Source organism: Acidisarcina sp. (genome assembly GCA_035539175.1).
In the GTDB taxonomy this organism is placed as follows: Bacteria; Acidobacteriota; Terriglobia; order Terriglobales; family Acidobacteriaceae; genus JANXZS01.
The window spans coordinates 94,643-115,155 of record DATLIY010000003.1 but is presented as its reverse complement, the minus strand read 5'-3'; the positions used below and the strand labels follow the sequence as shown (position 1 = coordinate 115,155).

General features: G+C 59.9%; 17 protein-coding genes. 5 read left to right on the top strand and 12 right to left on the bottom strand.

The window, feature by feature from the left end:
* The first annotated feature begins 1 nt into the window (after window position 1).
* Entirely contained in the window at window positions 2-1,243 is a 1,242-nt protein-coding gene (locus tag VM554_00800; GenBank protein HVJ06899.1) for a VWA domain-containing protein, read from the top strand.
* 158 nt (window positions 1,244-1,401) lie between these two features.
* Here VM554_00800 and VM554_00795 read toward each other — a convergent pair whose 3' ends face one another.
* From VM554_00795 to VM554_00785, 3 genes are all read right to left on the bottom strand, one after another.
* Window positions 1,402-1,902, bottom strand: coding sequence for a hypothetical protein (locus VM554_00795; protein ID HVJ06898.1), 501 nt, complete (start codon window positions 1,900-1,902; stop codon window positions 1,402-1,404).
* Window positions 1,903-2,020: 118 nt separating this feature from the next.
* Window positions 2,021-3,427 (bottom strand): sigma-54 dependent transcriptional regulator, encoded by a 1,407-nt coding sequence (locus VM554_00790; protein ID HVJ06897.1) that lies wholly within the window; start codon window positions 3,425-3,427, stop codon window positions 2,021-2,023.
* A gap of 56 nt (window positions 3,428-3,483) precedes the next feature.
* Window positions 3,484-4,401 (bottom strand): HAMP domain-containing sensor histidine kinase, encoded by a 918-nt coding sequence (locus tag VM554_00785; protein HVJ06896.1) that lies wholly within the window; start codon window positions 4,399-4,401, stop codon window positions 3,484-3,486.
* 407 nt (window positions 4,402-4,808) lie between these two features.
* Between VM554_00785 and rph the strand changes: the two genes are divergently transcribed.
* Together rph and VM554_00775 are read left to right on the top strand one after the other, a co-directional pair.
* Entirely contained in the window at window positions 4,809-5,579 is a 771-nt protein-coding gene (gene rph, locus VM554_00780; protein HVJ06895.1) for a ribonuclease PH, read from the top strand.
* Between the two features lie 883 nt (window positions 5,580-6,462).
* Window positions 6,463-6,735: a helix-turn-helix transcriptional regulator gene (locus VM554_00775; protein ID HVJ06894.1), complete on the top strand. Its 273-nt coding sequence runs from the start codon at window positions 6,463-6,465 to the stop codon at window positions 6,733-6,735.
* A gap of 287 nt (window positions 6,736-7,022) precedes the next feature.
* On the opposite strand, the gene fba is transcribed toward VM554_00775, so the two are convergent.
* From fba to VM554_00750, 5 genes are all read right to left on the bottom strand, one after another.
* Window positions 7,023-8,054, bottom strand: coding sequence for a class II fructose-bisphosphate aldolase (gene fba / locus VM554_00770; GenBank protein HVJ06893.1), 1,032 nt, complete (start codon window positions 8,052-8,054; stop codon window positions 7,023-7,025).
* A gap of 220 nt (window positions 8,055-8,274) precedes the next feature.
* Window positions 8,275-9,822 carry a glutamine-hydrolyzing GMP synthase gene (gene guaA, locus VM554_00765; GenBank protein HVJ06892.1) on the bottom strand — a complete coding sequence of 516 codons (1,548 nt, stop codon included), beginning with the start codon at window positions 9,820-9,822 and terminating at the stop codon, window positions 8,275-8,277.
* Between the two features lie 229 nt (window positions 9,823-10,051).
* A complete protein-coding gene (locus VM554_00760; GenBank protein HVJ06891.1) occupies window positions 10,052-10,987 on the bottom strand; it encodes a hypothetical protein in 936 nt (311 codons plus the stop codon).
* A gap of 5 nt (window positions 10,988-10,992) precedes the next feature.
* Window positions 10,993-13,695 (bottom strand): leucine--tRNA ligase, encoded by a 2,703-nt coding sequence (gene leuS, locus VM554_00755; GenBank protein ID HVJ06890.1) that lies wholly within the window; start codon window positions 13,693-13,695, stop codon window positions 10,993-10,995.
* A gap of 49 nt (window positions 13,696-13,744) precedes the next feature.
* Window positions 13,745-14,632, bottom strand: coding sequence for a deoxyribonuclease IV (locus tag VM554_00750; GenBank protein ID HVJ06889.1), 888 nt, complete (start codon window positions 14,630-14,632; stop codon window positions 13,745-13,747).
* A gap of 73 nt (window positions 14,633-14,705) precedes the next feature.
* Between VM554_00750 and nagA the strand changes: the two genes are divergently transcribed.
* Window positions 14,706-15,863, top strand: a complete 1,158-nt coding sequence (nagA, locus tag VM554_00745; GenBank protein ID HVJ06888.1) for an N-acetylglucosamine-6-phosphate deacetylase — start codon at window positions 14,706-14,708, stop codon at window positions 15,861-15,863.
* Window positions 15,864-15,888: 25 nt separating this feature from the next.
* Here the strand turns inward: nagA and VM554_00740 are convergent, their stop codons facing one another.
* Window positions 15,889-16,824, bottom strand: a complete 936-nt coding sequence (locus VM554_00740) for a BadF/BadG/BcrA/BcrD ATPase family protein (protein ID HVJ06887.1) — start codon at window positions 16,822-16,824, stop codon at window positions 15,889-15,891.
* Between the two features lie 155 nt (window positions 16,825-16,979).
* Between VM554_00740 and VM554_00735 the strand changes: the two genes are divergently transcribed.
* Window positions 16,980-17,900, top strand: a complete 921-nt coding sequence (locus VM554_00735) for a proline dehydrogenase family protein (protein ID HVJ06886.1) — start codon at window positions 16,980-16,982, stop codon at window positions 17,898-17,900.
* A gap of 264 nt (window positions 17,901-18,164) precedes the next feature.
* On the opposite strand, the gene VM554_00730 is transcribed toward VM554_00735, so the two are convergent.
* From VM554_00730 to VM554_00720, 3 genes are read right to left on the bottom strand one after another with little or no spacing between them, the layout of a single operon-like run.
* Window positions 18,165-18,944 carry a DUF3106 domain-containing protein gene (locus VM554_00730; GenBank protein HVJ06885.1) on the bottom strand — a complete coding sequence of 260 codons (780 nt, stop codon included), beginning with the start codon at window positions 18,942-18,944 and terminating at the stop codon, window positions 18,165-18,167.
* A 60-nt stretch (window positions 18,945-19,004) separates the two neighbouring features.
* Window positions 19,005-19,487: a hypothetical protein gene (locus tag VM554_00725; protein ID HVJ06884.1), complete on the bottom strand. Its 483-nt coding sequence runs from the start codon at window positions 19,485-19,487 to the stop codon at window positions 19,005-19,007.
* Between the two features lie 14 nt (window positions 19,488-19,501).
* Window positions 19,502-20,137, bottom strand: a complete 636-nt coding sequence (locus VM554_00720) for a sigma-70 family RNA polymerase sigma factor (protein ID HVJ06883.1) — start codon at window positions 20,135-20,137, stop codon at window positions 19,502-19,504.
* Window positions 20,138-20,513: the final 376 nt, after the last annotated feature.

The following is a 20,513-nucleotide window of genomic DNA, read 5'->3' as shown; positions in this document are numbered from 1 at the left end:
CATGAAACGGATTCGATACACCAAGTACAACGGCAGCCCGGCATCCGAAATGAGCATGGAAGACCTGCTGCAGGCTCTCGCGAACTACCTGCTCGATTCCGGCTACCGCGATCCCTACTCCCGCTTTGCCGAACTCGACGGCGAGCACACATTGGAGAGTCTGCGGGAGGCGCTCCGCCAGGCGCTCGAATCCGGAGAAATGCTCGACCAATCCCTGCAGCAGCAGCTCGACAAGATGGTGGAGAGCGGCCAGCTCGACGATCTCATCGAACAACTCATCGACCGGATGGAGCAGGAAAACTATATCTCGGTCGAGAGCCCTCTGAATCCGGCTCGCCCATCAGCGGGGCAAGGGCAGGTCGGCGAGGTCGAAGGGCAGGTACGGTTTGAGGTTACCGACAAGAGCCTCGACTTTCTCGGCTTCAAGACGCTCCGCGATCTCCTGGGCTCGCTCGGCAAGTCCAGTTATGGCCGGCACGACACGCAGCACTGGGCTACCGGAATTGAAACCAGCGGAGCTTCCCAGCTCTATCAATTCGGAGACACGCTGAATCTGGACACGACTGCCACGCTCAGCTCGGCGATTGCACGCGAAGGCCTCCGCATGCCGCTGAACATCGAGTACAGCGATCTGCATGTACACCAGTCGGAGTATCAGAGCTCCTGCGCCACAGTGGTTCTGCTGGATTGCTCCCACTCGATGATTCTCTACGGGGAGGACCGCTTCACACCTGCAAAGCGGGTGGCTATGGCACTCTCGCATCTCATCCGCACGCAATATCCCGGAGACTCTCTTTCCCTTGTGCTCTTCCATGACTCGGCGGAGGAGATGCCCGTCTCGCAGATTGCCCGCGTCAAGGTCGGCCCCTACTACACCAACACGCGCGAGGGCCTGCGATTGGCGCAGCGTATCCTCGAACGGCAACGCAAGGATATGAAGCAGATCGTGATGATTACCGATGGGAAGCCCTCGGCCCTCACGCTGCCGGATGGACGCATCTACAAGAACGCCTTTGGGCTCGATCCGCTGGTGGTGAGCGAGACGCTGGAAGAGGTCGCCCGCTGCAAGCGCTCCAGCATCATGATCAACACCTTCATGCTGGCCTCAGACCTTGGCCTGGTGCAGTTTGTGCAGAAGGTTACGTCGATGTGCCGCGGCAAAGCCTACTTCACCACGCCCGATACGCTCGGCGAGTATCTGCTGATGGACTATATGCAAAGGAAGATGCGCACCGTGCATTAGCCCCGTGCAGCCAAATGTGCGGTGCTCCCTGCGATCTGGCTGAGGGCCATCCAGCGCCGCCGTTCCTGAGTGGAACAGCGGCGGTAGAAACAGGGCGCGGAACGCTACCAATGGAACGGCGTGCGAGCCCTGTCGCGACCTTGCGCGGGAGCGGTGCTCTAAGCCTGCGGGCGCGCCAACTGCTGACGAAGGTTGCCGGCCAGCTCCACCATCAGCTTTAATTTTTCCGTCAATACCGGAGATGCCGAAGGCTCCGCCAGCGCCAACTGGGATTGCAGCAGCAGGCCGGTAACCGTCGACTTCAGTTCGTTCTCAATCGTCGAAGCCGCGGCGCGCATCGCCAGAGACTGCTCCTGTTCGCGTCGGCTAAGGGCCAGACGGACCTCTCGCGCCAGCCGGGAGGCACCCGAGATGGCAAAGTTCACCTGCAGAGGCACGGCGAGTGCTGCATGCTTCCAGATCAGTTCCATACCCGCGGGGTCGGACTCAGCCAGCGAGTCGTCCACCACCACCACGGAGTATTCTCTGCGGCGAAGCGCGGTCAGCGCAGCCTTGCGCGTGTCCGCAACTTCCACAGAAAGGCCGAGTTGACGGCCCATGGCCATGGCGCAATTTTCGGATCCTGCAAGGGCGGTAATCATCAATATGGGCAGATTCACAAAGAACTCCTGTCTGTACTTTCTAGCTGTATTTTGTTTTGGGGCCGCTAGTGTGAATTTGTTTTTGGGCCGCTGTTGTTTTGCTGCGAGCGTCCGTCAGAGTACCGGCGGATCCTTCTCAATCAGCGGGGTCCGTTGCCATTGCTTCGGTAATGCCATACTCCTTCAGCTTGCGGTAGAGCGTCGTCTTTCCGATGCCGAGAAGCTTGGCTGCCATCAGTTTGTCGCCCTTCAGTTGCCGAATGGTGGAAAGGATTGCCTGCTTCTCCAACTCCGCGAGGGGAGTGACTTCAGGCATCGCGGCGGCGGACTCCTGCGCTGCCCCGCTCCCCGCATCATTGGTGCGGTGCACCTGCAGGCGGAACTCCTGCAACTGCGTCGGCAGATCGCCCATGTGCAGCGTCGGACCGGATGAGAGTGCGCAGGCACGTTCAATGGAGTTCTCCAACTCCCGGACATTCCCCGGCCAGTCGTAGGCGATCATCGTACGCAGGGCGTCATCGCTCAACGTGTAAGTGGTCGCGTTCTCCCGGGACAGACGATCCAGAAAGTGGGCTGCCAGCATGGGGATGTCCTGCTTGCGATCGCGCAGAGGAGGGATCCTCAGGTTCACCACATTCAGGCGGTAATACAGATCCTTGCGGAAGCGCCCCTGCTCCACCATTCCCGCCAGGTCGCGGTTCGTCGCTGCCAGCACGCGGACATTGATGGGGATGCGGGTCGTCGATCCAACCGGCCGGATTTCCTTTTCCTGCAGAGCGCGCAGCAGCTTGGCCTGCAGGTCAAGTGGCAACTCGCCAATCTCGTCGAGGAATACGGTGCCACCCTCTGCCGATGCAAGCAGGCCGTCCTTCGAGCGGTTCGCTCCCGTGAAGGCTCCCTTGACATAGCCGAAGAGCTCGCTCTCGATCAGTGTCGGCACCAGCGATCCGCAATCTACCGGGATGAAAGGCTTGCTGGCGTTTGCGCCATTGGCATGGATAGCCCGCGCCACCAGCTCCTTGCCCGTGCCGCTCTCGCCCAGGATCAGGACAGGGTGCGAGCTCTGCGCGACCTTGGAAAGAATTCGATACAGCTTATCCATCTCCGGACTGCGCCCGATGATGTTGCCAAGCCCCTGCTGGTTCCGCAGCCTCTCCCGCAACCGGCGGCTGGATACATCCACCTTCTTCCGCTCCGAGGCGCGTTCCAACACGCCGGAGATTTCATCCAGCGCAAATGGCTTGGTCAGGTAATCGCTCGCGCCGGTGCGCATCGCCTCGACTGCGGAGTTGACCGTGGCGAACGCGGTCATCACCACCACCGAGGTCTGCGGATGCAGAGTCTTCACCTCTTCCAGAAGCTCAAGACCAGCCGCGACCGGAGCCTTCAGATCGAGCAGAAGAATGTCGATGGCATTGCCACGCAGCAGTTCGCGGGCGGCAGCTACGCCGGCAGCGCCCGTCGCAGCATAACCCAGCCGAGTCGCAATTTCGCAACAGGCGGAACGCACCGCAGCGTCTTCATCCACGACGAGAAGGTGCATCCTCCCTGCAACCAATTCAGGAAAAGTCTGCATGGAAAAACTAGTTGGAGCAATTGTTAGCATTGTACTTCGGTTCCTCCCCGCAAGGCGGTATCCTTTCGTGCTACTACTTTGGTGGTACTCAGCTTTCCCCTAACCGCTGGAAACGTAATTTCAAAGCGCGCTCCGTGACCATCACGATTCGAGGCACGCACCATGCCGCCTGCGGCCTCCACCAGCTCCCGCACGATCGCGAGCCCCAGGCCACGAGGCCCACGGCCCGATGCGCTGGTACTGGATACGCTGGTGCCGCGGCATCCTTTGGTCGTAAAACCGCGCTCGAAGATGTGTTCCCGGACAGAAGCGTCCATTCCCGGACCATCATCCTCAACCGAGAGAACAACTCGCTGCGTCACTTCTGGCCCCACCGCCTCCGCCATGCGGACCGCGATCCGGATCTCTCCTCCGCCGCGCGTCATCTCCTGTGGCGTGGCTTGTGCCGTGGCCAGTCTCATGGCCTCGGATGCGTTGCGAACAAGATTGACCAGGATGCGCATAAGGTCTTCGCGGCTGAGGGGCACGGGCCCGGTATACCTGCCAACCTCCAGGTTCACGCGAATGGAAGAACCCGCCAAAGCCTGCAGCAGACCCCGGCAGCTCTCCAACTCCCGGGCCAGGTTCCCTACCGCGGTGCTCCCCGCTTCCTGGGCTGCGACTGGAGCATTGCGCGGCGGAGTTGCCAGATGCTGGAGACGATCGAGAAGATCGCTGCCTGCCTGAACCACCAGCCGCAATTCGTCCGCATAGTGACGGTGGCGAACAGGCAGTACCGCATCCTCGGATAGCAGGTCGCAATAGAGATTCAGAGCCATCAGCATATTCCGCATATCATGCGAAAGACTCGCGCGTTCCTGCGCAGACGAATCCACCCTTGGACCAGCCGCAGGAGCGGTCTTGCCTGGGATCGGGAACGATGCTTGCGCCAGTGACTCCATAACTCTCCTCAACTCTCCCTTTCTGCGAATCTGCTCGGTGCGAATCCCTTTTCAGCGAACCGGTCCCCTGGTAACCCGCAAAACCTTCCCATAGTGAACTCGGTGTCCTTCTCTAGTGCATGCCGTGTACCAAACTGGGACTTCCTGCCGAAACGACAGATTGCACGGCATTTAGCCTCCATAGGACCGTCACATTTCCTGGGCCGCAAATGAGCTGTGGATTTCCCGAAATGGGATATACGTCTAACCAAAAGCAAGACAAGTCGTGTAAAAACATTACGTTAACGCTGATGCCTGATTCGGGACCCCATTCTGGTGAATTCCCGATCTGGTCATGATTCTCTTCTGAACTTGCGCGTCGGCTCTCCCTTTTTGGTCCGGGAATCCGGTGCCTTAGAATGAGAGCAATGACGAATCCTGTTCGACCCGTTTCCTCCCCGTCCGCGTTCTCCTTCTTTCGTTCGGATAACCGCACTGCCTATGAGCTGCGGCCGCTGCGGCTTACCCCGCACTTCGTCCGCACGGCCGAGGGATCGGTATTGATCGAGCTTGGCAACACCCGGGTGCTGTGCAATGCAACCGTCGAACTGGGCGTTCCCGGCTGGATGCGGAACAGCGGACGCGGCTGGGTTACCGCGGAGTATGGAATGCTTCCCCGCGCTACGCTCACGCGCACCGCACGCGAGTCGGAACGGGGCAAGGTTGGCGGTAGAACCCACGAGATTCAGCGGTTGATCGGGCGCTCGTTGCGAGCCGTTGTCGACCGCGCCGCACTCGGCGAACGCACCGTGATTCTGGACTGCGATGTGCTCCAGGCAGACGGAGGAACCCGCACTGCGGCCATCACGGGAGCCTGTGCCGCCATGGCCCTGGCTATGCAGTCGATGGTGAAAGCAGGAACCCTTGCCGCCACTCCCTTGAAGCAGATGGTGGCTGCCGTGAGTGTGGGAGTCGTCGAGAATGCCGTGCTGCTGGATCTTGCCTACGACGAAGATTCCCAGGCCGATGTGGATATGAACGTCGTGATGGCCGCTGATGGAGAGCTTGTGGAAGTGCAGGCCACGGGGGAGCGCTCGACCTTTCCGCGAACCGCACTCGACAGCATGCTCGACCTCGCAGCAACCGGGATCCGCCAGATGCTCCAGGCTACCCAGGCCATGCTGGATGCGGAACGATAGCTGCGCCAGCTTTTTCTTTTTGCAATTAGTGGGAGAGGATTCTGCAAGCTGAACGGCAGCGGCACTCGTCGCCTGCAGGAATGCCAGGGCAGACCTCTTCCCGGCGTCATCGAAGGCATGCCGAGCGGTACGGATCTGCTCGGTAACCTTACTACCGGGTTGCGGGGAAATTCCGAAACGGAACGGATCGATTCCCGGCATCCACACTCGCAACTCAGCACCGTGGCTTTCCCGATGCGAGGTTGGATTGTGGTTCCTCTGGCGCCACGAGTTGAAGTCCTGGCTCAACAATCCGCAGTCCTCCATTCATGTTCTCGTCTCATTAGCCGATACATTTAGTGCGGCCAGCTATAACGGGACGCTCACCTGAGGGCCTCAGAAATATGCAGGAGTCAAGGGCTCCTCGCACTTAGCTTCAGCAGGAGCGGAAGCTTCTGCACGATAGTTCCGTGCGAGGCTTTCTGCTCTTCCATGCAGAAGGAGCAATGCGATGAGAACTCCCAGATTTGCGCCGAGAATGAACGCGCCTATGCCGACAAGATAGATGACCATAGTCAGATCCCTCGTGCTCTGGAGTAACTACTTTCAGAACTTAGCAGGGTTGGCTGTGAGCACGTGTTGACGGCAGACAGAATGAGGACTGCAGGCGGAATGATGACTACAGGCAGAATGTTGCCGGTGGGCGACTGACGACGAGGATAGATTGTGCGACGGTTAAAGTATCAACGCCCCTGAAATTAGGCAGTGCCATCCTGCTTGGAAGCGAAACCCGCCACTTAGCAGGGTGGCGTGCTTTGGCAGCTAAGAAAAGCAGTTATGAACATAAAAAAGGGCCATAGCTCTAAAAGCACTCCAACCACCTTTAGACAGGCAGAGAGAAAATATGAGCCACTTCGACTATGCGCCGACTCACTTGTCTTCTACTTACGTCCTTCAGCAACCACGGCTGGATGTAAGTTATCGCTTTGGTTTGAAATTGAGAGAACTTCGTCACAATCGAAACTGGACACAGCAACAGATGGCTAACTTCCTCGGGATAGATCGTAGCTACATCAGCGAAGTTGAGCGCGGAAGAAAATCCATCTCACTGCCCATGCTTGAAGTAATTGCTCTGGGCTTCGGTATCCACCTGTCGGATCTTCTGACCGACATCTAGACAATCATGGAATGGGACACCATATATAAAACAGTCACAGTCATAGGTACAGATAGAAAACAGTCATAGATACAGCGGTCACGCATTCCCGATCTTTCAGCGGGGGTCCCAATGCGCACCCACCGACAGTCACAGGAAGATCCGCATCATTCGCACTTCCACGCTTGATTTCCGCCTCAGCGGAAAAGCTCCGCAAAGCAGGACGGCAAAAAAGAAATCGGATTGCAGGTGTTTCACCCGCAACCCGATTTCGCTACTTGTCTTTGTAGCTCGTTACTTATGGATTCTTACTTGGTAACGAGTTCTCCAACGGCATACTTCTTCGCCATTTCAGTAAGCGGAATTGCCGTGTAGTCGCCAGCATGTCCCGCCTGTCCAAACTCTCTCATGCGTTGTGCCACAACCTTCTTCATCGCCTCGCGTGCCGGCTTCAGATAATCGCGGGGATCGAACTTCTCCGGCGACTCGGCGAAGACCTTGCGGATCGCGCCCGTGATCGCCAGGCGGTTGTCGGTATCGACGTTGATCTTTCGCACGCCGTTCTTGATGCCAAGCTGGATCTCTTCGATCGGCACGCCCCAGGTCGGCTTCAGCTTTCCGCCGTACTGGTTGACGATGTCCTGCAGATCCTTCGGAACGCTCGATGAGCCGTGCATCACCAGGTGGGTATGCGGCAGCCGCTTGTGGATCTCGATGAGCAGATCCATCTTGAGAACCGAGCCATCCGGCTTCTTGCTGAACTTGTACGCACCATGGCTGGTGCCAATCGCCAGCGCCAACGCGTCGACCCCCGTGCGCTCGGCAAACTCAACTGCCTGGTCGGGATCGGTAACGTGCTCCAGACCCGTGCCACCGGCGCCATGTCCGTCTTCGATGCCGCCCAGAACGCCAATTTCACCTTCCACCGATACGCCCTTTTCGTGAGCGATCTCGACTACGCGGCGGGTGACTTCCACGTTCTCCTCAAAGGTGGTGGGCGTCTTGCCGTCGGTCTTGAGGGATCCGTCCATCATCACGCTGGTGAATCCCAGCTTGATCGCCGACTCACAGGTCTCAAAGCTGTTGCCATGATCCAGGTGCATAACCAGCGGAATATTCGGGTACAGCTCCGCCGCTGCCAGCATCAGATGGTACAGGTAGTTGTCCTGAGAATAGGCGCGAGCACCGCGGCTGGCTTGAATGATGACCGGGGACTTCGTCTCATCGGCGGCTTCCATGATCGCTTGAATCTGTTCCATGTCGTTGACGTTGAAAGCACCAACGCCATAGTTCTTCTTCGATGCTTCATCCAGCACCTGTCGCAACGATACCAGCGGCATACTCGTCTCCTTCAGATCTCGAGATTCTCGTCTTGAGGTTCCCTAATAGAATAAACCAGGACTGCGTCAAAGTCAGTGAGGTGCCTCACCTACAGGGCTTTCCATACTGGCCGGCGGCGATTTGCCTGGCGGGGATCGGAGTCCGGCAACCTGCCTTCCGTCGAACAGGCCCATTTCCCCTTTTGGCCCCGCAACCTGGCCCCTTCGTGCCGACTCGACTTTACTCCCATTCGATGGTGCCCGGCGGCTTGGAGGTGATGTCATAAACAACGCGGTTGATGCCGCGAACCTCGTTGACGATACGGCTGGAGATTGTCTTCAGTACCTCATACGGCAGCGGTACCCAATCCGCGGTCATGCCGTCTTCCGAGTGAACTGCGCGAATCGCGCAAGTGTAGGCATAGGTACGCTGATCGCCCATCACGCCCACGCTTTTCACTGGGAGCAGCACCGCAAAGCTCTGCCAGATCTGCTGATAGAGTCCCGCGGCACGAATCTCCGAAACCACAATCTCGTCGGCCTCCTGCAGCAGAGCTACGCGCTCCGGCGTCACCTCGCCGAGAATGCGCACGGCAAGTCCGGGCCCCGGAAAGGGCTGGCGCTGCAGAATCTCTTCCGGCATCTTGAGATCGCGGCCAATACGCCGCACCTCATCTTTGAAGAGGTCGCGCAGCGGCTCAATCAGCTTCAACTTCATCGTCTCCGGCAGGCCGCCCACGTTGTGGTGGCTCTTGATGGTCTGCGACGGGCCCTTCACCGACGACGACTCAATCACATCGGGGTAGAGCGTTCCCTGCACCAGCCAGTCCACGCCGCCAGATTGCTCCGCGATACGCTTCGCCTCGTCGTCGAAGACCTCGATGAACTCATTGCCGATAATCTTGCGCTTGGTCTCGGGATCGGTCACGCCCGCCAGCTTGCCCAGGAAGCGTCCGCTGGCATCGACCGCGACCACCTTGAGCCCAAGCTTGTCGCGCATGTTCTCCTGCACCTTGAAGAATTCGTGCTTGCGCAGCACGCCGTTGTTCACAAAGATGCAGGTCAACTGATCGCCGATAGCTCGATGCACGAGCACCGCGGCCACCGCGGAGTCGACTCCACCAGAGAGACCACAGATGACGTGGCCGGTGCCTACCTTCTCGCGAATCGCCGCAACCGTCGATTGAATGAAGTGCTCCGGCGTCCAATCCGGGGCTGCCTTACAGATCTTGAAGATGAAGTTGCGCAGCAGCGCAGTGCCCTGGCGAGTGTGGTGCACCTCGGGATGAAACTGCACGGCCCAGATCCGCTTCTCAGGATTCGCGATTCCCGCGACCGCATTCGCCGTCTTGGCCGTCAGGTGAAAGCCCTCTGGAAGCTCCAGAGCCTCGTCGCCATGCGACATCCAAACCTGCTGCGTGCGTTCGAGCCCGTCAAAGAGCGGCGTATTCTCTATCAGGGTTACCTCGGCATGGCCGTACTCGCGCTTCTCCGCCGAACGCACCTTGCCGCCAAGGTGATGGGTAACGAACTGGAGTCCATAGCAGATGCCCAGCACCGGCAGGCCCAGAGCCAGCACCCGGGGATCGCTCGGCGGCGCGTCCGCATCATAAACCGAGCACGGACCGCCCGAGAGGATGATCCCTATCGGCTTCTGTGCCTGGATCTCCGCCAGGGACGCGGTACAGGGCAGGACCACGGAGAAAACATTCTGCTCGCGAATACGCCGCGCAATCAGCTGGGTGTACTGCGAACCAAAGTCGAGAATAACGATCGAAGAGGTGTCCACGCTTCAGTTTTTCAGGGTTGAGGGGAAGCTGTAAAGTTTTGAAAAAAGCTGGAGGCCCGTTGGCTCTATATTCCAGATATTCCAGCCAGCGCTGGAATGCTTTTCCTCTTCTGATGAGGAGGCGAAATGACCTTGAAGCGAATTCGTTCTGTCTTTGGCTTCCAACTCGGGATATGAGTCCTAGCTACAGAGCCTTGCTCGGGAACTCCAGCGGAAAACTTTATCTTACTCAGACACCCATAGATTGAGTTCCGTCCGCCCGTGCGGCCAGCACCTTCCAGAACCGGATGAAGCTGACGAGCCTTGCCACCTGAAAGAAGTCGTTGGCAACAAAGTAGAGCAGGGTAACGATGAGCCACCAGAGGTGGAGCGCGTCGCCGGACATCTGCGCTTCGAACGGAATCGGGGTTGCGGAGAAGACTATGGCGAGCACGATCAGCGCCAGCTTCACGATGCCCATCACTAGATTCACTTCCCTCAGCTTGCCGGTGAACTCGCGCCCCAGGTGCAGGCTGCGATGCAGGCTGGAGAGCGCGCTCCTACGCTCCAGGACAACCAGCAAGGGCGCAACCGAGAAGATCCAGCTCGCCAGTGCCCATAGTGTGAAGAGGCCCAGCGAAAGGCAGATCACCTGCACCAGGTAGGCCAGCAGATTCGGTTCGCCGGGGCCGGACAGCGTAGCGTTGGCCACCCGGTGCAGTCCATAGAACCACCCCGCGAACATTGCTCCGAGCGCGATCACCCGCAGCAGTTGCAGGAAAATCATCGACAGCGGAGCAGCGGGGAGCGAGCGGTCGTAGCGGCGCAGAACGAGCGTTCTCCCCAGGCCGGAAGCAACGGCCCACCCAACCGCCAGCAGCGGCACCAGGGAGAGGGCGGCGTGCAGCACCAGCGGTATCAAAGCCGCAGCCGCATCGGACAACAGCGCCGCAGCCTGCCAGGGATCCTGCAAGGTGAGCTGTTGAACTCCGGTGGACTCAAGCGGCGCCGCCGCGAGAATCTTCACGGCTCCCCGGTAGATCAGCCACAGCGCGGGAGCGCCGAAGAGCCAGCGCCACAGCACCTCCAGCGCAACCAGCGATGGCCGCATCCAGACTTCGTGCAGAGTATGTACAAGCGACTGCGTTCCCCGGACTGTTACCTGCATCTCTGGATTGGCCGGCATTCCACTTACCTGACCACGACATTGACCAGCTTGCCCGGAACCACGATCACCTTGGCAACCTGTTTTCCCGCAACGAAGGTTTGCAGTTTGGCGTCGGCAAGCGCTGCCTTCTCCATATCGACCGCGGTAGCTTCGGCGGCTACGCGGATCAGCGAGCGCAGTTTGCCGTTCACCTGAACAGGAATCTCAATCTCATCTTCCTTCGCCAGCAGTTCGTCGAACTTCGGCCACGGCCTGCGCAGAATCGCGCCCTCCCCGCCAATCTCCTGCCATAGCTCAGCGGCAAGAAACGGCGCGAAGGGAGCCAGTAGCAGCACCAGCGAGTTCAGTATCTCGGCCAGGACCTCGGCGGAGACCTCGCCCTTCGCGAGCGCTGCATCGGCAGCCGTCAGATCGTTGACCAGCTCCATAATGGCAGCGATGCAGGTGTTGAAGTGCCAGCGTCCCTGAAAGTCCTGCGTGATCTTGCGGATGGTCTGGTGCAACTTGCGGAGCAGCGCCTGAGCGGTGGGCGACAGTTGGCCGCGATCCTCTGTACGGGCCACTCCGCGAACGGCGGAGGCATACTTCATCACCAGCCGGTAGACACGTGCCAGAAAGCGGCTGATGCCCGCGACTCCATCCTCCTGCCAATCGAGGTCGCGATCCGGCGGAGCCGCGAAGAGCGCATACATCCGCGTTGCATCCGCTCCATAGCGGGCGATCATGTCGTCCGGCGATACCACGTTGCCCTTGGACTTCGACATCTTCGCGCCGTTCTTGATCACCATTCCCTGCGTGAAGAGCCGGTCTGCGGGTTCGTCGTTCCCGATCAGGCCCAGGTCGCGCATCACTTTCGTCCAGAAGCGCGAATAGATCAAGTGCAGGATGGCGTGTTCCACTCCGCCGATGTATTGATCGATGGGAAACCAATATGCAACCGACGCTGTATCAAATGGGCCTTTGTCGTCTTTCGCACTGGTGTAGCGATAGAAGTACCAGGACGAATCGACAAATGTGTCCATCGTGTCGGTCTCCCGCCGCGCCGGGCCGCCGCATTTGGGGCAGGTGGTGTTGACGAACTCCGGCACTCGACCCAGCGGCGAGCCTCCCTGCTGCGTAATCGTGATCTGCTCCGGCAGCAGAACTGGCAGCTGATCTTCAGGCACAGGAACAATGCCGTCGCGTTCGCAGTAGAGCATGGGAATAGGCGTGCCCCAGTAACGCTGGCGGCTTACACCCCAGTCCTTCAAACGAAACGTGATGGTGGCCTTGCCGAAGCCATGCTGCTCGGCATAAGCGGACATCTTCTCCTGAGCCTCCTGGCAGCCCATAGTGTTGAACTCGCCAGAGTTGATCAGCAGGCTGTCTTCCGCGGTGTAGGGCAGGATCTTCTCGTCTGGCTTCCCGTCCGGCGTCGGTTCTTCGGTTCGACGCGGCAGCACCACAATGCGAATCTCCAGGCCATATTTTTTGGCGAACTCGAAATCCCGCTCGTCATGAGCAGGAACCGACATGATCGCGCCCGTTCCGTAATCCAGAAGAATGTAATTGGCAACCCACACCGGGAGCCGCTCACCGCTAAAGGGATTGATGGCGTAGTGCCCGGTAAAGACGCCATGCTTCTCAATAGCGCCGACATCGCCAGCCTCCCGCGCCTTCCTCTGTTGCTCCTTGAGTGCTGCCACCTGCTCGGCCAGCTTTGCATCGGAATCTGCAAACGCAGCTACCAGGGGATGTTCGGGCGCAAGCTGCAGGCTGGTCGCGCCAAAGATCGTATCAATGCGCGTCGTAAATACGCTGATCTTCTTCGCAGCCGAAGGCGTCTCTGCCTCGGTCTCATCCTTGCGTGCTGCAAGGACGCGTTTGCCCTGCTTGCGGGCAAGCTTCTCTTCCTCGTCGCAGTCGCCGTTCTCCTCGCAGTTCCGCTCGTCCACTGCGAAATCAACCTGAGCGCCTTCGCTGCGGCCAATCCAGTTGCGCTGCATGGTCCGCACCTTCTCCGGCCACCCCTCCAGCTTGTCCAGGCCGTCCAGCAGCTCCTGTGCGTATTTGGTGATGCGGAAGAACCACTGCTCCAGGTCGCGCTGCTCGACGATCGTATCTTCGTGCCGCCAGCAGCAGCCGTTCACTACCTGCTCATTGGCCAGCACGGTGGCGCACTGCGGGCACCAGTTCACGCGGCTCTTGCGGCGATAGGTAAGCCCCGCCTCGTACATCTTCAGGAAGAACCACTGGTTCCAGCGGTAATACTCCGGCAGGCAGGTCGTGACCTCAGTCTGCCAGTCGTAGCTCAGGCCCAGCCGCTTCATCTGGCGGCGCATAGCGGCAATGTTCGCCAGCGTCCATTCGCGCGGCGGAGTGTTGTTCTTGAGCGCGGCATTCTCCGCCGGCAGGCCGAAGGCATCCCACCCCATCGGATGCAGCACGTTCGCGCCTTCCATCCACTTGTACCGCGCCAGCGCATCTCCAATGGAGTAGTTGCGGACGTGGCCCATGTGCAACTGCCCCGAAGGATAGGGCAGCATCTCCAGCACGTAATACTTGTGCTTCCCGCTGGCGGGAGGTTCCGCCGCGTAGAGCGATGGATCGCTGTCCCAACGCTGCTGCCATCGCGGCTCAATCTCGGCTGGGTTGTAGCGTACTTCGGTCGTGGCACCATCGCGGTCTGTGTTCGCGGGCGCGTTCGCCGCAGGGACGTTTACTTCTGTAGGTTTTCCGGCAGACATATCTCTACCAGTGTAACCTTCCCAGCCTAACTTCCCGGGAGCCCGCGCCTCAGCCCTGCAACAGCCCGCGCAACACTCCCAGATTCCGCTGCTCGTCCCCGGGAGCATCCACCGGCGTCTCGGCAATAAAGGCGGCATGGCGGAACCGGGCATCGTTCAGCAGGCGGCGAAAGGGGGCCAGGCCCATCGTGCCCTCGCCAATATGCTCGTGGCGGTCCAGCTTCGATCCCCGTGCAGCCTTGGCGTCGTTGCAGTGCCAGACGCGCACGGTATCGAAGCCCAGCGTCGACTCGATCTGCCGCATCGTGTCTTCATAGCCCGCTTCGCTCACCATGTCGTAGCCGGAGACGTGCGTGTGACAGGTATCCAGGCAAGCGCCAACGGGTGCGGAGGGCCGCAGCCGCTCAATCAGCTCCGCAACATTCTCGAACGAGCCTCCGAGCGAAAACTCCGCTCCGGCCGTGTTCTCGATCAAGACGTGGAAGTTGTGATCCTGCCACTTCAGGCCTTCGAGAGCCCGCTCAATCGACTCCGCTGCCAGCCGCAGCCCCTCTTCCCTCGTCAAACCCCGCCACGAACCCGGATGCAGCACCAGGTACTCCGCTCCCAGATCCAGCGCGCGTTCTACCTCTCCATGGAAGGCGGCAATCGACTTTGCCCGCACGTCTTCGGACTGGCTGCACAGATTGACCAGATAACTGGTATGAATCACCAGCGGCGCAGAGTTGTACTGCTGCCGCAGCGCCTTCATCTTCCCGCAGTGCTCCGGATCAAGCTTTGCAGCACGCCACATGCGCGGGCTGGAGGAAAAGATCTGAAACGTATTCGCGCCGATCTCACGCGCGCGCTCCGCTGCGGTGAAAACCCCGCCGGAGGCGGAGAGGTGAATCCCAACCCGAGTGGGCAGCTTCGTGGTCTGTTGTTCGTTGTCAGCCATCCGCTCCAGTGTAGCTGCTCGCTAACAAAAGTGTTTTCCGCGGGATGCACCTGTTTGCGCGATAATGTTGGCCATGGCCACCGTACTTACTGCCGAAGTATTACTGAGCCCGGAGAAACGAATCCGGGAGCCCATTCTGATCCTTGAAGACGGCATCATCGACGACATCCGCACCCGTGAAGCCAACTCCATCCCCTCCTCCGCTGAACACATCGATTTTCCGGGATGCACTCTGGTCCCGACACTCTTCGATATCCACACGCATGGGGCCATGGGACACGACGTCATGGAGGCAACGCCGGAGGCTCTGACTGCCATTGGCCACTTCCTCGCGAGCCACGGCGTAGGGGCCTTTCTGCCAACGACGATGTCGGCTCCGATGGACACCCTGCTGCATTCGCTCGAAGGCTTGGCAAAGCTCATCGGCAAGAAAACCAACGGATCCCGTCCGCTCGGAATTCACCTGGAGGGCCCATTCCTCTCCCATCCCAAGCGCGGAGCGCACCCGTCGGATTGGCTGCTGCCACCCTCCGTCAAAGTCTTCGACCGCATGTGGCATGCCGCTCAAGGCCACATCAAGGTCTTGACGGTGGCTCCGGAGCTTCCCGGTGCTGCTGAGCTCACAGCTCACGCCACCAAGCTCGGGGTCCGCGTCAGCATCGGCCACAGCGATTCCGGCAGTATCGAAGCGCGAGAGGTAATCGCCGCCGGAGCTTCGAGCGCGACGCATACCTTCAACGCCATGCGCCCCCTCGATCATCGCCATCCCGGAGTTCTGGGCGTGGCGCTCACGACGGACGAAATCTATGCCGAGATCATCAGTGATGGAGTCCATGTCGATCCCGCGGTCGTAAAGCTCTTCTGGAGGGCAAAGGGACCGGACCGCGCCATCCTGGTGACCGATGCGATGAGCGCCACCGGCATGCCGGATGGCACCTACCGCCTGGGCGATCTCCCAGTCGTAGTGGAGAATGGCAAGTGCCTCTATGAAGGAGTGCTGGCGGGCAGCGTGCTCACCCTCGACCGTGCCGTCCGCAACTTCCGCGACTTCACCGGCGCCGAGTGGTCGCAGGCGATAGCGGCTGCCAGCCGCAACCCGGCACGCATGACAGGTCTGGACGACAGGATCGGCTCGCTGCAGCCCGGCCGCTGGGCAGACATCGTCGTGCTCTCCCCGGAAGGCAAGATCGTCGCCACCATGCTCTCCGGGCGGGTCGTCTATCGCGGATAAGACAGGCTGCCGCCGTCCATTCGAATCAATGCATGATGGCGGCAGCCGCGCCCACAGCGTGGCGTGCTCGCCATAATGCGCCTTCGAGCGGGTCAACCGGTTCCTGGGCAATATGCGCCGCAGGCAGGGCCCGGCGAATCTGTTCCGTCATGGTCTCGCGAACCATGGAGATATTTGCCAGCACGCTTCCCGTAAACGCGAAGCCGGGGATTGGCCCATCCGGCTCCGCATGCCGCACCTTGCGGCAGGCCAGCAGCGCAAACTCCGCAAGGTAGCGCCCCGCATCCAGCAGCGTCTGGGTCGCGACCGCATCGCCCGCCTCGGCGCACTCCACCACCAGCGGCGTCAGGCGGGAAAAATCCGGGGCCGGAATCTTGTTCGCATAGGCCACCACCTCGCCCAGCTCCGGCAACGACCAGAAGGCCGTGACCCTCTCCAGCAGCATCGTTGGCTCTCCCCAGTCGTAGGCGCGGAAAGCCGCGCATAGGGCGGTGTGCCCGATCCAATAGCCGGAACCTTCATCGCCCAGCGCCGGACCCCACCCTCCAGCGTTAACCAGTGCGCCGGTGCTCGTACGGCCAGCGATGTTGGAGCCTGTACCCGCGACAACGAGCACGCCCGCTCCACCAGGAAAGGCTGCATCCAGAGCTACTTCGTCATCGCCGCAGACCTCCACTTTGCCGCTTACCAGTTCTTCGAGCGACTGCATAACCCATGCGGCGAATGAAGGAATCCGCGAGCCGGCCGTGCCTACGCAACTGGACGCGATCTGGTCGGCGCGCACTCCGGCTGCCTGCAGCGCCTCGCCTACGACTGCCCGAAGATTCTCGCCCGCCTGCTCCTTGCCCACGCGCATGTGTTTGATGGAGCCGCCCTGCGCGCGTGCCAGGATGCGGGTCTCGTCGCCAATGGCGCATACCGTCTTGGTACCGCCAGCATCAATGCCAAGGAAGAATGCCATGCGAACCATCATAATTGCTGGCTCTGGCTGGCCTTGTCACCGCGGCGCTCGCACCCGGAACGGAGCGCAACCCTCCGCAGCGCAATGGCGGCAAAGACCGGCCGCACCAGCTTCGACTGCTTGTGCGAAAATAGGCGTTAAAAAAAAGAGGGACAATGCCCATCCTGAGATCTACCTTTATTGCGCTTTCGCGCAACTCCTCTGTGCGCAGATTTTCCGAGCAATCCTCTCTTGGCCGCCGCATGTCCTCACGTTTCGTTGCTGGCGTGGAAATCGAAGCCGCCCTGCGCACCGCAGAAACGCTCAACGAGAACGGCATCACCGCATCGCTCGACAGCCTGGGAGAAAGCGTATCGACCGCCGACGAGGCACGCCGGGCCGCTGATACCTATCACCAGCTCCTCGACGCCATCCAGTCCCGCCGCCTCAATGCGAATGTCAGTGTGAAACTGACACAGATGGGTCTGGAGATCGACCAGGCTCTGGCCTACGACATCGTAGCCGGGCTGGTCTCGCATGCGGCTTCCACCAGAAACTTCGTCCGCATTGACATGGAAGGCTCCGAACATACCCAGACCACCATCGACATGGTGCGCAAGCTGCATGACACGAATCCCGGAACCGTCGGCATTGTGATCCAGGCCTACCTCTACCGCAGCGAGCAGGACCTGCACACGCTTCTCAACGAGGGCATCCGCGTGCGCCTATGCAAAGGGGCATATCAGGAGCCTCCTAATATAGCCTTTGCCAGCAAGAAGGATGTGGACGAAAACTACCTGAAGCTGGCGCGCATTCTGCTGAATAGCAACATCTTCCATGGCCTGGCCACCCACGATGAAAAGATCATCGCGGCAACCAAGCACTTCCTTCGCGAGCGCCACTTCGACACCCGGCGGTTCGAGTTCCAGATGCTGTATGGGATTCGCCGCGATCTACAGAAGTCACTGGTACGCGAGGGCTACAACATGCGCGTCTACATTCCCTTTGGAACGGAGTGGTACCCCTACTTCATGCGCCGGCTCGCCGAACGGCCTGCTAATCTGATCTTCCTCGCGAAGAACATCTTCCGCAGTTAGGGCCTATAACAAGGCGGAGAACGACGGCTGGGACGACAACGAAGGATGGCGTTCGCGTTATGAAGCAGATCCTTCGCTTCGCTCAGGATGACAAACCTAAAAGGGGCTCAGAGGCCAAAACTAAATGGTCCTCAGGATGACGAAACCTAGTCGATTTTCCCGATTTCGTCTCTAGCAAATACCCGGTATCCGGCGATCCTCACTCAGAGAATGCGAAACCGCTGGAGCCCGAAAAAAACGGCTCCCGCCGCCGCTCAGGTACGGCTATCGGTAAGCCGGGATCGGCGCCTGGCGCGCCGGTGAGTCCGCAGGGGCGGAGGGATTCGCCTGATAGGGCTCAATCGTCAGCAGGTTGCTGAGGATGCCCCGCTCCTGGGGCGTGAACTGGGATTGATACTCGGGCGAATTCAAGATCGCCTGCCGCTGCCCGGGAGGAACCTCACGCAAATCGCGAAATGCCCTGCGCAGCGGAACCTGGCGCTCCGGCGGCATGGAGCGGAGTTGAGCCGTCGAGTTACTGATCTCGCGCTTCTGCTGCGGCGACAGCCTCTCCCAGACTTCGACCCGGTCGATCGTGCGCTGGCGCTGCTGCGGTGATTTATTGTTCAGATCGCGCAATCGATTCATCAGGCGCTGCTGTTGCTCCTGCGGCAACTTGTTAAAGCCCGGCTCCCGCTGCAGAGCCTTCTCCTGCTCCGCTGGAGCAAGGTTCTGGTGAGTGTGCAGCCAGTCTCCCAGGTGTTGCTGCGATTGCTGGTATTGCGACTGCGGGCGTGGTGCCTGTGCCGGGCGCGGCGCCCCCCGCTGAAAAGAAGGAGCGTTTTGCGCCGGAAAGCGCATGGCTGGCTGCCCGCCGCGGTAGGCAGGAGCATGCTGCTGCGCCAATCCCTGCAAGGGAGCGGCAACAACGAGCGAACCAAGGAATATTCCAGACGCAATCCACGAGCCAATTCGCAAAGACATACCACGTCCATACGGCAAAAACACCGGTCTCTGCTCACCAGACTGCGTGGCCGGGTTCAGGCGATTCCAATGCCGTTTCATCTCTTCGGGGCCTCCCGCCCCGCATTCCAGGCTGCCTTGCATCCAGCGCGCCGCTCCCTGTCAGTTTGCCGAAGGAGCGTTGTCATCGTCGTCATCGAGCGAATCCAGTTGTTGGAACAACTGGTGATTGCTATCGAGTGACTGCAGATCGCGCACCGTGGCAGAGGTCTGTTGCGGTGCACGCCAGTTCACAAAGCCGGCATACGTTGCACCGCCTACCGCCAGCAGAACCGTTAAGGCCGTGGCCGCTATCGGCCGCAGATGCACGCTGCTGTTGTACACAAGACGCGAATACAGCCGCTCAAAAAAACCAGCCGGCGCTGCATTACGCTCCTCCCGCAGCCGGGCCTGGAGCCTGGTATCAAAGAATGGCGATGGCTCCGGAGCCTCCCAGGCGTCCATCAAATCCATCGTCGACCTCAGCTCGGCCAGTTTGCGGCTGCAGTCGGCACACTCCCTGACATGAGCCTGCACCGGCGCTGGAACGGTATCCGGCTCAAAGAGCAGGTCAGCCACGTTCGATTCAATCTTCCGGCAAGTCATGATCTTCCTCACTTCTAAACAAAATCTTTCAGCCGCTCGCGCAGCGTCTGGTAAGCCCGAAACAACAAAGACTTGGTGGCGGATTCGCTCAACTTCAGCACCTCGCCAATCTCCCTATAATCCAGGCCCTGATATTTATGCATCAGCACAGCACTCCTCTGACGCTCCGGCAAAGCCATCACATGCTGGCGAATCGCCCTCATCCGCTCTTCCCGCACCAGGTCCTGCTCCACGCTGGGCGTCTTGTCCGCCAGATCCGGCGTCGTGCCCGTCTCGGGATCCGTTTCATCCAGATACACCGTCTGCGCGGATCGCTCATATTTCGTATCCCGCGCATGGTTCACGCCCAGGTTCGTGGCAATTCGATACAGCCAGGTGCTGAAGCGTGCTTCCGCACGATACGTCTGGCGCGACCGGTATACCCGGAGAAAAGTCTCCTGAGCCAGCTCTTCGGCAACCGCCTGGTTCCTGACCATCCGGAACATGAAGTGAATGATCGGCTGGCGATACTTCTCGATCAGGTAGTTATAAGCAGCATCGTCGCCATCGCGAACGCGGAGCATAAGCTCCGCATCGCTGACCTCGCCCGGCTTGACCGCAACCCCAACCGAACGGGCGGCAGTCGCAAATTGTGCGGGTTCCAGCGCCATGCTCGCCATATCTCTACGAACCCGCGTTGAGCGCGATGGTTGCGGGGAAATACCGTTCTCCCCATTTCCCGCGGAGGGCTGATCCTCCAATGCGCGGAGTTCCGGCGGATCCTCGCCGGAAATTTCGGGGTCGGGTGGTGGAAATCGATCTGGATGCCGCTCTGACATTTGCTCGTCGTTGGATTCTATCGCGTCGAAGGCTTTTGCTTCCGGAAACACTTCCAACCCGGGCAATTGGCAGCCGACTCTCTGGAATGATAACCTTAGGTTACTCCGCAGTTGCGGGCGCTTAACTGGAGCGGTGGAGAGCCACCTTCATATGGCGGCAGCATAATTTAGAATCATCAACTTAGACACGCGTTACTGCAAAGTGGCT

Bases quoted from the DNA above. Each gene is read 5' to 3' on its own strand.
- VM554_00800 (HVJ06899.1), top strand. From the start codon at position 2: ATGAAACGGATTCGATACACCAAGTACAACGGCAGCCCGGCATCCGAA.
- VM554_00790 (HVJ06897.1), bottom strand. From the start codon at position 3,427: ATGCACCTTCTCGTCGTGGATGAAGACGCTGCGGTGCGTTCCGCCTGT.
- VM554_00785 (HVJ06896.1), bottom strand. From the start codon at position 4,401: ATGGAGTCACTGGCGCAAGCATCGTTCCCGATCCCAGGCAAGACCGCT.
- rph (HVJ06895.1), top strand. From the start codon at position 4,809: ATGACGAATCCTGTTCGACCCGTTTCCTCCCCGTCCGCGTTCTCCTTC.
- VM554_00775 (HVJ06894.1), top strand. From the start codon at position 6,463: ATGAGCCACTTCGACTATGCGCCGACTCACTTGTCTTCTACTTACGTC.
- fba (HVJ06893.1), bottom strand. From the start codon at position 8,054: ATGCCGCTGGTATCGTTGCGACAGGTGCTGGATGAAGCATCGAAGAAG.
- VM554_00760 (HVJ06891.1), bottom strand. From the start codon at position 10,987: ATGCCGGCCAATCCAGAGATGCAGGTAACAGTCCGGGGAACGCAGTCG.
- leuS (HVJ06890.1), bottom strand. From the start codon at position 13,695: ATGTCTGCCGGAAAACCTACAGAAGTAAACGTCCCTGCGGCGAACGCG.
- VM554_00750 (HVJ06889.1), bottom strand. From the start codon at position 14,632: ATGGCTGACAACGAACAACAGACCACGAAGCTGCCCACTCGGGTTGGG.
- nagA (HVJ06888.1), top strand. From the start codon at position 14,706: ATGGCCACCGTACTTACTGCCGAAGTATTACTGAGCCCGGAGAAACGA.
- VM554_00740 (HVJ06887.1), bottom strand. From the start codon at position 16,824: ATGGCATTCTTCCTTGGCATTGATGCTGGCGGTACCAAGACGGTATGC.
- VM554_00735 (HVJ06886.1), top strand. From the start codon at position 16,980: ATGCCCATCCTGAGATCTACCTTTATTGCGCTTTCGCGCAACTCCTCT.
- VM554_00730 (HVJ06885.1), bottom strand. From the start codon at position 18,944: ATGAAACGGCATTGGAATCGCCTGAACCCGGCCACGCAGTCTGGTGAG.
- VM554_00725 (HVJ06884.1), bottom strand. From the start codon at position 19,487: ATGACTTGCCGGAAGATTGAATCGAACGTGGCTGACCTGCTCTTTGAG.
- VM554_00720 (HVJ06883.1), bottom strand. From the start codon at position 20,137: ATGGCGCTGGAACCCGCACAATTTGCGACTGCCGCCCGTTCGGTTGGG.